Raw genomic sequence first — 15,182 nt, 5'->3', positions numbered from 1 at the left:
GTTAGGCCGTAGGTGCATCTTCGGTGCTGAGTTTGTTTTCCCACTTGGAAACTACAGCGGTAGCCATGGCATTGCCAATAACATTGGTAGCAGAACGGCCCATATCCAACAGGTGATCTACTCCCAGCAATAAAAGCAGCCCAGCCTCCGGGATGTGAAACATTGATAAAGTACCCGCAATTACCACCAGGGAAGCACGGGGCACGCCGGCAATCCCTTTACTGGTAATCATTAATACCAGCAACATCGTAATCTGTTGATCTATAGAAAGGTGCATATTATATGCCTGCGCAATGAACAGGCTGGCAAAGGTCATATACATCATAGAACCGTCCAGGTTAAAGGAATAGCCCAACGGTAACACAAAACTCACAATCCGGCTATCACAACCAAATTTCTCCAGCTCCTCCATAGTACGGGGATATGCAGCCTCACTACTCGCAGTACCAAATGCCAGCAACAAGGGGTCTTTAATCATACCCAGCAACCTGAATACCGGCTTGCCTAAAATCAACCATCCCACAAAGGCAATAACTGCCCACAAACTCAGCAGCCCCATATAAAACTGGATAATAAACTTGCCATACGTAACCAGCACGATAGGCCCTTTCACCGCAATAATACCCGCCATAGCCCCAAATACAGCAAAAGGAGCAAAATTCATCACAAACCCTGTCACCTTCAGCATAATATGAGCAACACTATCCAGCAACTTTACTACCGGCATCGCTTTTTCACCAATAGCAGCTGCTGCCACCCCGAAGAAAATGGCAAATACTACAATCTGCAATATTTCGTTCCTGCCCATCGCATCTATCACACTATCTGGCACTACGTGATGAAAAAATCCCCGCAGGGTCATATCTGCCTTGGCAATACCAGATGAGGCATGTTCATCCGGCAGCGGTAATTGCAGCGATATCCCCGGTTTCATAATATTCACGAGCACCAAACCCAGAAACAATGATACAAAGGTTGCACTGATAAACCACAGCATTGTCTTTCCACCAATACGTCCAACCGCTTTTATATCTCCCAGCTTGGCTACTCCTACCACCAGGGTAGAAAATACCAGCGGGGCAATGATCATCTTTACCAGGCGCAGGAAGATGTCTGTCAGTATAGAAATGTTATCAGCGAAGATCTGCGGTGTGTCTTTGGTACCTGCCGGTGCAGCAGCATTGCCATAAGCCAGGAATACCGAATAACCGGTACCTATCCCGATGATCATGGCAATGAAAATGTATAGGGTAAGCAGATTCGACGATTTCTTCATGCGGAGCAAGAATTTTTACTTGAAATAATTAAAAGTTGTAACCGGAAAATTTCCCAAAAATAAGGTTTGGCGGCTAAAGATGCGCGTTAGTGGCTAAAATAAAAGTATCTCTTTTTGATTTTAGATATTATATTTGGCGACCAACAACAAAACAACAAGAACTAAACTACCTTAAAACATCAACCACAATAAGATTGCGTATGAGCAAACTATTCGTAAAAAAGCAGCTCTCTGTTTTAACGGCCGAAGCTGGAGAATCCGACAAGGGACTGAAAAGGACGCTTGGCGCGGGTTCATTGATAGCCCTTGGAATAGGCGCTATCATCGGGGCAGGTCTGTTTGTTAGGACAGCTGCTGCCGCCGGACAACATGCCGGGCCCGCTGTTACTATCTCCTTTATTATTGCTGCTATTGGCTGCGCCCTTGCCGGCCTCTGTTACGCCGAATTTGCTTCCATGATACCTATTGCTGGAAGCGCCTACACTTATTCTTATGCTACTTTAGGAGAATTTATTGCCTGGATCATAGGCTGGGACCTTGTGCTGGAATATGCGCTGGCAGGGGCCACTGTAGCCATTGGCTGGTCACAATACCTGAATAAACTACTCACCAACGTTTTCCATGTCACCATTCCCTATGAATGGAGCCATAGCCCTTTCGAAGTATCCGACGCAGGTGTACACGGTATCATGAACGTCCCTTCCCTCTTTATTTTGCTGGCGCTCACGCTCCTGCTGATCAGAGGTACCCAGGGATCTGCTATCGTTAATAACATCATCGTTATTACAAAAGTATCCATCGTACTGATGTTCATCATACTTGGATGGCATTTTATCAACCCTGCCAACCATGCTGAATTTACCATTCCAGCTACTGCCGGAACTGTTAAAATGCACAATGGCCAGATCGTTGATTACTCCAACTTCTGGAACCATGGCTGGGGAGGGGTACTAAGAGGCGCCGGGGTAGTATTCTTTGCTTTCATTGGTTTCGACGCTGTATCTACTGCTGCACAGGAAACCAAAAACCCTAAGAAAAACATGCCTATCGGTATCCTGGTGTCTTTGGCTATCTGTACGGTATTATATATCCTGTTTTCGTTTGTCCTTACAGGTATCGCACCATTCCAGGACTTCCTGAAAGCGGGGGGTGAGGCTTCTGTTGCTTACGTGATCGACACCTATATGACTGGTTACGGCTGGTTGTCTACCTTTATTACGGTAGCAATCCTGGCAGGTTTCTCCTCTGTAATCCTGGTAATGTTGCTGGGTCAGACAAGGGTATTCTACTCTATGAGTAACGATGGACTGGTACCACCCATTTTTGCCCGCCTGCATCCTAAATACCATACACCTCACCGCTCACAATGGATGTTCTTCATCTTTGTAAGCTTATTCGCCGCCTTTGTACCGGATAACGTAGTAGGTGATATGACCAGCATTGGTACCCTCTTCGCTTTTGTACTGGTATGTATTGGGGTTATTGTAATGCGTAAAAATAATCCGGAAGCACCGCGTGCTTTCAAAACACCGTTGGTACCACTTATCCCCGCATTGGGAGCGGCTTTCTGCCTCACTATGATTATCAGCCTTGGAGTGGAAAACTGGGCCCGTCTCTTCGTATGGCTGGGTATTGGCTTCCTGATCTACTTTGGCTACAGCGTAAAACACAGTAAGGCCCGTAAAATGATGGATCAAAAATAGCCCCCGGGGTGACAAAAAATAGCTGAAAGCGGCGAATAAAACGAATCATTATGGTCGTTTTGTTCGCCGCTTTTAAGTTAAATCCCCAAATCAGCCTACTCCTGAATTTGAAAATCCTTATTTTTGCGTTCTGTTTTTACAAGTACTAATTATATACCACTCCAATGGGAAGAATATTTGAAGTAAGAAAATCGACCATGTTTGCCCGCTGGGACAAGATGGCGAAAGCATTTTCAAGAATCGGAAAAGAAATAGCCATAGCTGTAAAAGCTTCCGGCCCTGATCCGGATAATAACCCTGCACTCCGCCGCTGCATTCTCAATGCCAAGAGTGTTAACATGCCTAAAGACCGTGTAGACGCTGCTATCAAGCGTGCCATGGGTAAAGACAAAACTGATTACGAAGAGGTGGTATATGAAGGCTATGCTCCTCATGGTGTAGCAGTAATTATTGATACCGCTACCGACAACACCACCCGTACGGTTGCCAACCTCCGTATGCACTTCACCAAAGGTGGAGGTAGCCTCGGTAACAGTGGCTCAGTGGGCTTCCTGTTTAACCGCGTAGGTGAATTCAAAGTAAAAAATGCCGGGCAAAACCTGGAAGACCTTGAACTGGAACTGATAGATTTTGGCCTGGAAGAAATAGGGGAAGATAGCGAAGGCAATATCATTATCCGCGCGGCATTTACCGAATTTGGTACTATGGCCAAAGCCCTCGATGATAAAGGCCTCGAAGTAATTAGCTCCGAGCTGAAACGCATTCCTACTACTACCGTTGAATTGAATGACGAACAGGCAAAAGAAGTGCTGGAACTGGTAGACCGCCTGGAACAGGATGATGACGTACAGCAGGTTTTCTACAATCTGAAATAGTTGTTTATCAACATATAAAAAAGAAAACGTCCGCCATTACAGCGGACGTTTTCCATTGGATGGAGTTAACCAAACCAAAAACAGCTAAATCTTAAAGATGGTGTGTGAGCGATCCAGGTCATCCGCGATAAACATCAGTCCCTTGCCATGGTAGGTTTCGAGTTTTACAGCAGGATCCTGTGCAATGTGTTTACGAAGCCTGGTCAGGTAAACGTCCATAACGCGTGATGAGAAGAAATCATCCTGCCCCCAGATACAAGTCAGGATATCATCTTTTTTCAGCTTTTTGTTTGAATTCTCGCATAGAAAGCGAAGCAACTCCGCTTCTTTTGGGGCCATACGAACATGGGAATCTGCATTTTTATGCCGAATATTATATTGAGAATAGTCAAAAACGAGGTTGCTGATGGTGTAAACAATGCGCCTTTCGCTCTTTAACAGCCTGCTCCGCTTCAGGTATACATCTACCCGGCAAAGCAATTCCTGGATGTTGAAAGGTTTTACAATATAGTCATCAGCTCCGGATTCAAAACCTTGCAGGCGGTCTTGCTCCATATAACGGGAGGAAGTAAATAAAATGGGGACATTTACGTCAGTTGACCGGATATCCTGTGCCAATGCAAAGCCATCCTTCTTCGGCATTACCACATCAAGCAGGCAGAGATCAAAAACATGTTTCTGAAATTTCTCCCAGGCTTCCTGTCCATTTTCACAAAAAGTAACATTATAACCGGCGCGTTCGAGTTGTCTCTTAACTACTTTAGCAAAAAAAATATCGTCCTCTGCCAAAAGAATGCTTGGTTGCATGTACGTTGGTTTTAAGCGGGTAAATATTTAGATTTTAGTTGTTGCTCTTAATGAGTGTATCCGATACGTTTATTCAAAAATAAATAACATATCTATAAACCTGTCCATCCATCCCTATTCACTTCTTACAGGAATATTCATTTCAACCATTCCTTTTAGAAATATCCCCCGGCGGTTATGATTTGCGGTTTAGTGCTCGCTTACAACATAAAAACATATTTACCCGCTTCACGGGGAATACTAATTAATAATATTTTGTGGCACCCCTCCCAAAAATGCTTTCACATTCTCTACAGCTGTATGCATCAGTCGTTTTCGCGCGGCCTGCGTAGCCCAGGCAATATGCGGGGTAATAATAGTATGAGGCGCAGTCACCAGCGGATTGTCGGCCAAAGGTGGCTCTACCGACAATACGTCCAGGGCCGCACCGGCGATAACGCCCTCTGCTAAAGCCCTCGCCAGGTCTGCCTCCTGGATCAGCGGCCCACGGCTGGTATTAACCAGGAAAGCTGTTTTTTTCATGGTAGATAATAATGCAGCATTTACAAATTCTTTATTGGCTGCATTCAGCGGACAATGCAGCGATACCACATCTGCTTCCCGGAAGCAGGTAGCCAGATCCACAAAAGTGACGCCTTCCATTTTATCCCGGTCGGGATGCTTATGATAAGCGATCACCTTCATCCCGAAAGCCAGCCCAATCCGCGCTACTGCCTGCCCTATCTGCCCCAGCCCTACAATCCCCAGCGTACCGCCGGCCAATTCTGTTAACGGAGTTTTCCAGTAACTGAAATCAATACTCCTGCCCCATTCACCTGCACGTACACTTTCCGCATGTAACCCGGCATGATGGCATAGCTCCAATATGAGCGCAAAAGTGAGCTGTGCTACGGAGGCAGTGCTGTAAGCAGGTACATTGCTAACCGGTATTTGCCGGCCGCGCGCGGCCGCAATATCTACTACATTATACCCCGTGGCAGTAACCCCGATATACTCCAGCTCCGGCAACTGACGGATAGTATCTGCATTTACAATGGCTTTGTTGGTCAGCAGGATATGTGCATCCTGGGCCCTGGTCAACACTTCCCCCTCCGGTGTACGGTCATACATCTTCACGTTTCCCAATGCTTCCAAAGCCCCCCAGTCAAGATCACCGGGATTCAGCGTGTAGCCATCCAGTACTACTATATTTTTCATCCTTTAATATTTGAAGGTTATTTGAATGTATTCACTGTTGCAATGATATAGCACATTACAACATAAAGCAATAATCCGCCCGGTTATCAATGGGGAAAATATCTGTTACATCAGCTTAAAGGCAGTATCCATATATATTTCAAGCCATCAACCACCTGATGTGCTGATGTGAAATAATCATTAACTCCGCTACTGGCGCATTGTTCATCTACAAAAAGCACACACCTTTGCTGCGCCATAATAGCAAAATATTACTAAGCCTTTCAACTGCTTAATTTTAAAGGAGCCATCACTTTAGCAGATAATATGCTAATATGATGGCTCCGCCAATTTGAGGACATACCAAAGAAAAAACGCCGGTTCCCGAAAAGGAAACCGGCGCCGTTATTATTTAGAGCAGTACTACTCCTGCATCATTTCTGTAACTATTCTGATCACATCTTCGGTATTGGGCTTGGAGAAGTAATCCCCGTCAGAACCATAAGCCGGGCGGTGTGCCTGCGCACTCAGGGTGCGGGGCGCTACATCCAGCCAACGGTAACCTCCCTGTACTTCTATCACCTGCTGGAACATATAGCCAGTGCCTCCACCGGGTACATCTTCATCAACAAAGAGAATACGATTGGTTTTCTTCAATGATTCCACAATGCTGTGGTGAATATCAAACGGCAGTAAGGTTTGTACATCTATCAGTTCACAGGAAATACCAATCTCACTTAAGGTTACCATTGCTTCTTCTATAATGCGGGTCATAGAACCGTATGTTACAATGGTTACATCTGTTCCTGCCTGCAGTACTTCCGGAATGCCCAATGGCACGGTAAATGATTCCAGGTTAGCCGGTAATTTTTCCTTTAAGCGATAGCCATTCAATGATTCAATCATTAGTGCCGGTTCGTTGGCTTGCAGCAAAGTATTGTACATACCGGCTGCCTGTACCATGTTGCGGGGCACGCATACATGCATACCTCTCAGGGAGTTAATAATCATTCCCATTGGAGAACCGCTATGCCAGATACCTTCCAGGCGATGGCCACGGGTACGGACTATCAGCGGGCAATGCATAATTCCTTTGGTACGATATTGCAACGATGCCACATCATCACTCAGTGGCTGCAAACCATACAACAGGTAATCGAGGTATTGTATTTCTGCAATAGGACGAAGACCTCTCAGCGCCAGGCCAATGCCTTGTCCCATGATGGTCAGCTCACGTATACCGGTATCGGCTATACGATCTTTTCCATGTTTTTGCTGTAACCCGGCAAAACCCTGGTTCACATCTCCGATCTTACCCACATCTTCACCGAAGGCAAATACTTTAGGGTTGTTGGTAAACAGCTGATCAAAATACCTGTTAAGTACTTCGTATCCATTGATGGTAATGCCTTCCGCATCATACTCGGCTGGTACTACCGGTACATTCAACGCTGAGTTAACACCGCTGGCATATAAATCAGCATTATAGGTGTCTTTCTGTTCCTGTAAATAGCTGTCGTAAAACTGCTGCAATGCCTGTATGGCCGGATCAGCCTTCAGTGACGCATGTTTCAGCAAAATAGTGGCAGTAGCTTTGAGAATATCGCGGCGTAAAGGTTCCCGGTTATGTTGCAGATCGCGGATCGCTACGTTAACCATATCAGCGTCGGCGCCGGCAATTGCAGCCACTGGCGTAGCCTGTGCTATGAATGATTGTACATGCGCTTTGATGGGCGCTATATATTTCTCCCAGGCAGATTTGCGGGCTTCCTGGGCTTTTACCTTGGCCTCTGCTTCAATTGCCTGCAGGTTTGCCTCATCGCTGATGGCATTCTCAATAATCCAGGAACGCATTTTTACGTTACAGTCAAATTCCCGTTCCCAGGAAAGACGTTCCTTGCTTTTGTAACGTTCGTGCGAACCGCTGGTAGAGTGGCCTTGTGGCTGTGTTATTTCCTCTACGTGAAACAGGGCAGGTATATGCGTTTCCCGGATTTTGCGGATGGCCGCCTCAAACACTTCGCACATGCCGGCATAATCCCAGCCTTTCACATTATAGATATCAAATCCGTTGGAATCTTCCGTTTTACGAAAGCCTTCCAGTGCGGCACTGATAGAGTTTTTAGTAGTCTGGTATTTACGGGGAACAGAAATGCCGTAGCCGTCGTCCCAAACAAATACCGCCAGGGGTACCTGTAATACACCGGCAGCATTCATGGTTTCCCAGAAATGGCCTTCCGACGTGGAGGCATCGCCGATAGTAGCAAAACAAATTTCATTACCATTATGAGAAAGCCCGGTGTAGGTATGTAACGCTTCTACTTCTCTAAATACTTTAGAGGCGTAGGCCAGTCCCAATGCGCGTGGCATTTGTCCGGCTGTAGGCGCCATATCAGCAGCAGAATTCTTCATATCCGCCAGGTTAAGCCAGTTACCGTCTTTATCGAGATTAGGCGTGGCAAAATGGGAGTTCATCTGGCGACCGCCTGAAAAGGGTTCATTTTTCAGGTCGGGATCTGCATATAACTGCGAAAAGAATTGTTCTGGAGTGGCAATACCAGTGGCAAATGCAACGGTTTGATCGCGGTAATAACCGGAACGAAAATCACCTGGCTGAAAGTATTTGGACATTGCTATCTGCGCCACTTCCTTACCGTCACCAAAAATGCCAAACTTTGCTTTACCTGTAAGCACTTCCTTACGGGCCAGCAGACTTATTTCCCTGCTATCACAGGCCAACCTGTAATCATTTAGCACTTCCTTGCGGAACTCTTCGAATGACAACCGGCTTTCTAAATTCATAGCTAGTTCGTTATTTTCTATCATGCCTCATGGTTAAAGTACAAAAGTAAGGTTAATTATACAGTAGAAAAACGGGACGATTCCACCATTTAAAATAATCTGATTTTTTTTAATAAGATTTTAATAAATTGTAAGGTTTATAATACTTTTTGGCCGTAAATTTGTTCATACCAAGAAAGATATCAATATTTTTTAACGGTCGCATTAAAACCATCATATGAAAATGAAAAAATTTATCTTATCCCTGTTTGCGAGCATGCTGCTGACAACAGCACTGTGGGCTCAATCTGCACCAGCTCAAAATCCGACTGACACCAAAGTAAAGTTTGCCAAAGAAACTGTCGATTTTGGTAAAACTGACTTCAACAAACCAGTGACCGCTGATTTCGAATTCACCAACATTTCCAAAGAACCTGTATTGATCGAAGCTGCCCGCGCAAGCTGCGGTTGCACCACTCCCAAATGGACACAGGAACCTATTCTGCCTGGTAAAAAAGGTAAAGTTACTGCTACTTACAGCGCTAACAGCTTAGGCCAACAGAACAAAACCATCTGGGTGAAATTCAGAGGTGTTGACCAGGATAAAGAACTGCACCTGACCGGTACAGTAAGCGCTGCCAACAAATAATCGTCTCCCATAAGATATTAAAACCTTACAGCCCAATGCTGTAAGGTTTTTTTGTTGCCTATAGTATCCCCTATACCCCTATATTTGTACCGCAAAAGATCAAAACAATTTTATGCCTACCATTAGTCAGAGAGGAGAGCAAATGCCACCTTCTCCCATCAGAAAACTTGTCCCATTTGCTGAAGCAGCCAAGAAAAGAGGGGTTAAAGTATACCACCTGAACATCGGTCAGCCGGACATTGAAACACCCAAACCAATACTGGATGCTGTACGTCATTCCGATTTCAAAATCCTGGAATACAGCCACAGCGCGGGTAATGAAAGCTATCGCCGTAAACTGGTGAGCTACTATGAAAGATTCAATATCTCTCTCCACCACAACCAGATCATTGTTACGACCGGCGGCTCTGAAGCCATTGTATTTGCATTCATGGCCTGCCTCGATCCGGGAGATGAAATCATTGTGCCCGAACCTTTTTATGCCAACTACAATGGTTTTGCAGTGGAAGCGGAAGTGAAGATTAAAACGATCACCGCCAGTATTGAAACCGGCTTTGCGTTGCCTGCTATGTCAGACTTTGAGAAAGCTATTACACCGCGTACCAAAGCTATTCTCATCTGTAATCCTAATAACCCTACCGGGTATCTTTATAGCAAAGAAGAGATGGAAGTACTGAAGCAGTTGTGTTTGAAACATAACCTGTTCCTCTTTTCTGATGAAGCCTACCGCGAATTTTGCTATACCGGTACGCACTTCTCCGCGATGAACCTGGAAGGAATGGAAGACAATGTCATCCTGATGGATACGATTTCCAAAAGATACAGTGCCTGCGGCGGACGTATAGGTGCCTTTGTTACCAAAAATCAAACGGTATTGGATGCAGCCATGAAATTTGCCCAGGCCCGTCTGAGTCCTCCTTCCTTTGCACAGATTGCAGGTGAAGCTGCAGTAGATCTGCCAGCCGACTATTTTGATGGTATCAAAGCAGAATACATGAGCCGCCGGGATATATTGGTAAAAATGCTCAACGACATTCCGGGTGTGTTCTGTCCTAATCCTGGAGGTGCTTTTTATGCTATTGCCCGTCTTCCTATCGACGATACTGATAAATTCTGCCAATGGATGCTGGAATCTTTCTCTTATGAAGGGCAGACCGTAATGATGGCGCCAGCTACCGGCTTTTATGCTACCCCCGGATTAGGTAAAAATGAAGTGCGGTTAGCCTATGTGCTTAATACCACAGACATTCGTCACGCAATGGTCTGCCTGGAAAAAGCATTGGAAATATATCCCGGCAGAACTACCAAATAATTTTTATTATAAAACCAGGCATAAGCATTCATAAAAGAGACTAAAAACACATTATGAATAAATTAATGTGTGTTTTTTAAAACAAAATGCAATTATTTAACACCAGATGCTTGGAATTTTGATGTTTTGTTTCGTACATTTGATATGTAAATAACAACAACGACAAAAAATATCGAATTATAAAAATATTTACATATACGATATCGGGCAAAATCTAAACTTGTTTAAGAAAAATTTAACCTGCTTTATTTCTTATAACGTTTATTTGGTCCGACCTTTGACTAGTCATTACAAGAAAGATTTATCAATCTTCTGTAAAACTCAAAGAATAACTAAAACGTTTTAGCAAAATATCGTATTTTTGTATCAGTTTTTCATAACGTGGAATTTATAAAGGCAAACGGCTCTGATCACAGAGCCGTATTTTTTTGCCCAATATTCCCATTATCTCCGTAAAAACTTCAAAAACTTCCATTTTACACCATTATTCCAAAAATATTCCCCTTTTCGTTGACCTTTTTTCTATAATATTGTTATGTAATAAAACGGGCGAGAAAACCTACACCTCGTGTTGTAGTAATTTCGTTTGTTTTCATAACGTGGAATTTTAAAATGCAACGGTCCCGATTCTTCGGGACCGTTTCGTTTTTTCGAGAAATAACCTAAAAAAAGAGCGAAGACAAATGCGGTCAGGCATTGTTCTTCGCTCGGTAGTAATATGAATGCTTCAGATAGTCTGAAAAATGACTTATGCTTTATGGGCTTTGATCATTTCAAAGAAATCATCGAACAGGTAACGGCTATCAAATGGACCAGGAGTTGATTCCGGGTGATATTGTACACTGAACGCTGGCTTATTTTTGATACGGATACCTTCCACAGAATTATCATTGAGGTTAATGTGGGTTACTTCCACATTTTCGCTCGCTGCTACTGCTTTAGGATCTACTGCGAAACCATGGTTCTGGGTAGTGATTTCACAAAGGCCTGTTTTCAGGTTTTTAACCGGGTGATTCAATCCGCGGTGGCCATGGTGCATTTTATAAGTAGGGATGCCATTAGCCAGGGCCAACAACTGATGCCCCAGGCAAATACCAAACATAGGCCTTTCCGCTGCCAGGATCTTTTTCACCGTATCCACTGCGTAGGTCAGCGGAGCCGGATCTCCAGGGCCGTTAGAGATGAAATAGGCATGTGGTTTAAATTCTTCGCAAGCTTCAAACGCAGTGTCTGTAGGGAATACCTGCAGGTAAGCGCCCTTATCAGACAGGCATTTCAGCATATTTCTTTTCACACCGTTGTCCAGTACCGCAATGCGGATGTCGGCATTAGGATCTCCAACATTGTACACCTCGGTAGTAGTTACCTCTTTGCACAGCGCCAATCCTTCCATAGAAGGTACTTTTGCCAGTTCTGCTTTCAGTTGCTCTACATCAAGGATAGCCGAAGAGATGATGCAGTTCATGGCGCCTTTGCTGCGAATGTGTGATACGAGGGCACGGGTATCTACGTCGTAAATAGCCACCAGGTTATTATCGGTCAGGAACGTTTCCAGGGAAGCGTCTGCCATTTTCCTGGAATAGTTGTATGCGATATTCTTGGCGATCAAACCATTGATCTTTACACTGCCGCTCTCTACATCGTCTTTCTTGGTACCATAGTTTCCGATGTAACAGTTGTTCATTATAAGTACCTGTCCTTTATAAGAAGGGTCCGTAAACACTTCCTGGTAACCCGTCATACCGGTATTGAAAGCTAATTCACCGGCTGCAGTGCCAATTTTTCCAAAAGCTTTTCCCTGAAAAACCGTACCGTCGTCTAACAGCAGTATGGCAGGTTGGATGGTTCTTGTCTGAGGCATTTCTGGTATCTGTCTTGTTTTATATTTTAAAAAAAACCTTCAAGGGTACAAAAAGCCCTGAAGGTTCGGATAAAAAACCGTGCAAAGGTATGAAATGCAACAGTTAATTACAGATTTTTTTTCCCGGAAATTGATATGTTACTTAATTTTTACAGATTTTAATACTCTTTGTGCCACCTGGCGCCCGATTTCATCGTCGTCGCGATAGCTGATCTGTATTTGCCAGCGGTTACTACCTTTAATCATTACCAGGTTGCAAAATGCCAGCCGGATACCTCCTTTATACATATAATTCCCCTCTTCCAGGATGCCTTGTGTGCCGGAAATCAGCACTGGCACAGACTTACACTGAACATCGGAGGCGTTTTCCTTTAACTGCATGCTATTATGGGAGTCGGCAATGGCTTCTTCCAGGGTATTGGTCACTTTACTGAGATAGCTGTACATATTCACTGCGATACGAATGCCTCCGCCTTCTTCATTCCGGTAACTTTTGGCATATTCGATCATTTTTGCCTCCTCTCCTTCCAGTGGCTGGTCGTGTACCCATAACTTTACCGGGGTACTGATTTCCAGGGCCTGCCGGCCAATAGTAGCTGTTTGCCAGCTGTTATACAAGCTACTGGAGGGCACCTTGGGATAAATAAACGTAAATACCGCTCTTTTCCCGAATAACGTGCCGGTTACTGCCAGTAATGCCACGAAAATGCCCATAAACAAAAATACCTTTCCCCGGTTAGCAGGCTCCCATTGCCGTCGGGCCCAGGTGAAAATATTTGTTTTTTCCTTTTGAAGAGAGATGCCCACTTCCCGGACATATTCAGGGAAGGAAGCCATAGGATGATGTTTTCGCCAATCTGCATAGATGTTCGGCAACTTTTTGCCACAGGCGTCACAAAAGGTCAGGTATTCAGATTTAAGCGGGTTGGTGTGTCCACAGCTATCGCAACGCAGGTATTTCATAGGACTATCATTATCTACTGTAATATTACGAAATATATACATTTATAAGCGCATAAAAAAGGACAAAGCCAGGCTTTGTCCTTTTTCTCGTATCGTTGATATAAGATTACTCAGCAGATTTTTCTTCTGTTGCAGTATCAGCAGCTTTAGTTTCAGTTGCATCTTCTGCAGCTTTCTTCTTAGCACCTCCAGCGCGACGGGTTTTCTTAGCAGCAGCTTTTTCTTCTGTTTTACCATAGATTTCGTTGAAATCTACCAGTTCAATCAGTGCAACTTCTGCGTTATCGCCCACACGTTTGCCTAATTTAATGATACGGGTGTAACCACCAGGACGGGTAGCTATTTTTTCACTGATCGTACTGAACAGTTCCTTGATAGCTTCTTTATCCTGCAGGTAGCTGAACACAATTCTACGGTTGTGGGTAGAATCGGTTTTGCCTCTTGTCAGCAGTGGTTCAACATACACACGCAGGGCTTTCGCCTTTGCCAGTGTAGTAGTGATACGTTTGTGGCTGATCAGTTCGCAAGCCAGATTAGACATCAGGGCTTTACGGTGAGAAGCAGTTCTGCTTAATTTGTTTAATTTAACTCCGTGACGCATGACATTTTGTTTTAGACCTTACACCGTGTCAGGAATTGCAAGGTATTGTTGATATAAAGCGGTTAAGCCAAAGCATCTGCAGATTGCAAAGCTTTGGCTTAACACAAAAATTTACTATTCTTCTTCGAGCTTCAGTTTAGACAGATCCATACCGAAGTGCAGACCTCTTTCGCCTAATACCTGTTCAATTTCGCTAAGGGATTTCTGACCGAAGTTTCTGAACTTCATCAGTTCTTCCTGTTCGTATTGAACCAGTTCGCTGAGGGAGTTGATCTTAGCTGCTTTCAGACAGTTGAATGCACGTACGCTCAGATCGAGATCTTCCAGTGGTGTTTTCAGTATCTTACGCAGTTGCAGTGTTTGTTCGTCTACTACATCTTCTTTTTCAGTATCCTTGGTATCAAAGCTGATGTTTTCATCAGTAATGATCATCAGGTGCTGAATGAGGATGCGGGACGCCTGTTTCACTGCTTCTTCTGGGTGGATAGTACCGTCGGTGATCACCTCCATAACGAGTTTCTCATAGTCGGTTTTTTGTTCCACACGGGTATTTTCTATGCTGTACTTTACGTTTTTGATGGGCGTAAAGATAGAGTCGATCGCGATGTAGCCAAATACTGCATCTTTGGGTTTGTTTTCCTCTGCCGGAACATAACCACGGCCTTTACCGATAGTCAGTTCAATATCCAGCTTGGCAGAAGGATCCAGGGTGCAGATTAACAGCTCAGGATTCATGATCTGGAAAGCACTGGTGGCTTTTTCAATCATATCCGCACGGAATTCTGTTTTACCCTTGATCGACAGCGTGATCTTTTCGTTCGTTACATCACTCTCAGAGATTTTCTTGAAGCGAACCTGTTTCAGGTTCAGGATAATCTCAGTAACGTCTTCCGTAACACCTTTCAGCGTAGCGAACTCGTGATCTGCTCCTTCAATTTTAATACCCACAATGGCATAGCCCTCCAAAGAAGACAACAGTACGCGACGTAACGCATTACCGACAGTCACAGCATAACCTGGTTCTAATGGACGGAACTCGAATTGAGCTTCAAAGTCGGTAGACTTCTGCAATACGATCTTATCAGGTTTCTGGAAATTTAAAATTGCCATTGATATGATTGATTTATTTGTTAAATATGAGGTTAGTCCATGACCTGGGAGTCATGGACTAATTATTT

At 44.3% G+C, this 15,182-nt stretch carries 11 protein-coding genes and 1 pseudogene; 4 read left to right on the top strand and 8 right to left on the bottom strand.

What is annotated here, in order from left to right:
- Position 1: 1 nt before the first annotated feature.
- Positions 2–1,276: a dicarboxylate/amino acid:cation symporter gene (locus HGH91_RS24545; RefSeq protein ID WP_168741548.1), complete on the bottom strand. Its 1,275-nt coding sequence runs from the start codon at positions 1,274–1,276 to the stop codon at positions 2–4.
- 200 nt (positions 1,277–1,476) lie between these two features.
- Between HGH91_RS24545 and HGH91_RS24540 the strand changes: the two genes are divergently transcribed.
- Both HGH91_RS24540 and HGH91_RS24535 read left to right on the top strand, forming a co-directional pair.
- Positions 1,477–2,979 carry an amino acid permease gene (locus HGH91_RS24540; RefSeq protein ID WP_168741547.1) on the top strand — a complete coding sequence of 501 codons (1,503 nt, stop codon included), beginning with the start codon at positions 1,477–1,479 and terminating at the stop codon, positions 2,977–2,979.
- A 164-nt stretch (positions 2,980–3,143) separates the two neighbouring features.
- A complete protein-coding gene (locus HGH91_RS24535) occupies positions 3,144–3,854 on the top strand; it encodes a YebC/PmpR family DNA-binding transcriptional regulator (RefSeq protein ID WP_168741546.1) in 711 nt (236 codons plus the stop codon).
- 84 nt (positions 3,855–3,938) lie between these two features.
- On the opposite strand, the gene HGH91_RS24530 is transcribed toward HGH91_RS24535, so the two are convergent.
- From HGH91_RS24530 to HGH91_RS24520, 3 genes are all read right to left on the bottom strand, one after another.
- Positions 3,939–4,661 carry a response regulator transcription factor gene (locus HGH91_RS24530; RefSeq protein WP_168741545.1) on the bottom strand — a complete coding sequence of 241 codons (723 nt, stop codon included), beginning with the start codon at positions 4,659–4,661 and terminating at the stop codon, positions 3,939–3,941.
- A gap of 240 nt (positions 4,662–4,901) precedes the next feature.
- Positions 4,902–5,858 carry a D-2-hydroxyacid dehydrogenase gene (locus HGH91_RS24525; RefSeq protein ID WP_168741544.1) on the bottom strand — a complete coding sequence of 319 codons (957 nt, stop codon included), beginning with the start codon at positions 5,856–5,858 and terminating at the stop codon, positions 4,902–4,904.
- 402 nt (positions 5,859–6,260) lie between these two features.
- Entirely contained in the window at positions 6,261–8,639 is a 2,379-nt protein-coding gene (locus tag HGH91_RS24520) for a thiamine pyrophosphate-dependent enzyme (RefSeq protein WP_247651837.1), read from the bottom strand.
- A gap of 223 nt (positions 8,640–8,862) precedes the next feature.
- On the opposite strand from HGH91_RS24520, the gene HGH91_RS24515 reads away from it, so the two are divergent.
- Together HGH91_RS24515 and HGH91_RS24510 are read left to right on the top strand one after the other, a co-directional pair.
- Positions 8,863–9,267, top strand: coding sequence for a DUF1573 domain-containing protein (locus tag HGH91_RS24515; RefSeq protein ID WP_145672606.1), 405 nt, complete (start codon positions 8,863–8,865; stop codon positions 9,265–9,267).
- A 112-nt stretch (positions 9,268–9,379) separates the two neighbouring features.
- Positions 9,380–10,579: a pyridoxal phosphate-dependent aminotransferase gene (locus HGH91_RS24510; RefSeq protein WP_168741542.1), complete on the top strand. Its 1,200-nt coding sequence runs from the start codon at positions 9,380–9,382 to the stop codon at positions 10,577–10,579.
- Between the two features lie 748 nt (positions 10,580–11,327).
- Here HGH91_RS24510 and carA read toward each other — a convergent pair.
- The 4 genes and pseudogenes from carA to HGH91_RS24490 all read right to left on the bottom strand — a co-directional run bounded on the left by carA (position 11,328) and on the right by HGH91_RS24490 (position 15,114).
- A complete protein-coding gene (gene carA / locus HGH91_RS24505) occupies positions 11,328–12,440 on the bottom strand; it encodes a glutamine-hydrolyzing carbamoyl-phosphate synthase small subunit (RefSeq protein WP_168741541.1) in 1,113 nt (370 codons plus the stop codon).
- A gap of 138 nt (positions 12,441–12,578) precedes the next feature.
- Entirely contained in the window at positions 12,579–13,403 is an 825-nt protein-coding gene (locus HGH91_RS24500) for a hypothetical protein (RefSeq protein WP_168741540.1), read from the bottom strand.
- Positions 13,404–13,653: 250 nt separating this feature from the next.
- Positions 13,654–14,004, bottom strand: a pseudogene (rplQ, locus tag HGH91_RS24495) (50S ribosomal protein L17); the annotation flags it as partial.
- 114 nt (positions 14,005–14,118) lie between these two features.
- Positions 14,119–15,114, bottom strand: a complete 996-nt coding sequence (locus HGH91_RS24490; protein ID WP_168741538.1) for a DNA-directed RNA polymerase subunit alpha — start codon at positions 15,112–15,114, stop codon at positions 14,119–14,121.
- Positions 15,115–15,182 lie beyond the last annotated feature (68 nt).

Origin of the sequence: Chitinophaga eiseniae (assembly GCF_012641265.1) — a bacterium.
Taxonomy (GTDB): Bacteria; Bacteroidota; Bacteroidia; order Chitinophagales; family Chitinophagaceae; genus Chitinophaga; species Chitinophaga eiseniae_A.
This window is presented reverse-complemented; position numbering and strand designations above follow the sequence as displayed.

Bases quoted from the DNA above. Each gene is read 5' to 3' on its own strand.
- HGH91_RS24510 (WP_168741542.1), top strand. From the start codon at position 9,380: ATGCCTACCATTAGTCAGAGAGGAGAGCAAATGCCACCTTCTCCCATC.
- HGH91_RS24520 (WP_247651837.1), bottom strand. From the start codon at position 8,639: ATGAATTTAGAAAGCCGGTTGTCATTCGAAGAGTTCCGCAAGGAAGTG.
- HGH91_RS24525 (WP_168741544.1), bottom strand. From the start codon at position 5,858: ATGAAAAATATAGTAGTACTGGATGGCTACACGCTGAATCCCGGTGAT.
- HGH91_RS24540 (WP_168741547.1), top strand. From the start codon at position 1,477: ATGAGCAAACTATTCGTAAAAAAGCAGCTCTCTGTTTTAACGGCCGAA.
- HGH91_RS24500 (WP_168741540.1), bottom strand. From the start codon at position 13,403: ATGAAATACCTGCGTTGCGATAGCTGTGGACACACCAACCCGCTTAAA.
- HGH91_RS24515 (WP_145672606.1), top strand. From the start codon at position 8,863: ATGAAAAAATTTATCTTATCCCTGTTTGCGAGCATGCTGCTGACAACA.
- carA (WP_168741541.1), bottom strand. From the start codon at position 12,440: ATGCCTCAGACAAGAACCATCCAACCTGCCATACTGCTGTTAGACGAC.
- HGH91_RS24545 (WP_168741548.1), bottom strand. From the start codon at position 1,276: ATGAAGAAATCGTCGAATCTGCTTACCCTATACATTTTCATTGCCATG.
- HGH91_RS24530 (WP_168741545.1), bottom strand. From the start codon at position 4,661: ATGCAACCAAGCATTCTTTTGGCAGAGGACGATATTTTTTTTGCTAAA.
- HGH91_RS24535 (WP_168741546.1), top strand. From the start codon at position 3,144: ATGGGAAGAATATTTGAAGTAAGAAAATCGACCATGTTTGCCCGCTGG.
- HGH91_RS24490 (WP_168741538.1), bottom strand. From the start codon at position 15,114: ATGGCAATTTTAAATTTCCAGAAACCTGATAAGATCGTATTGCAGAAG.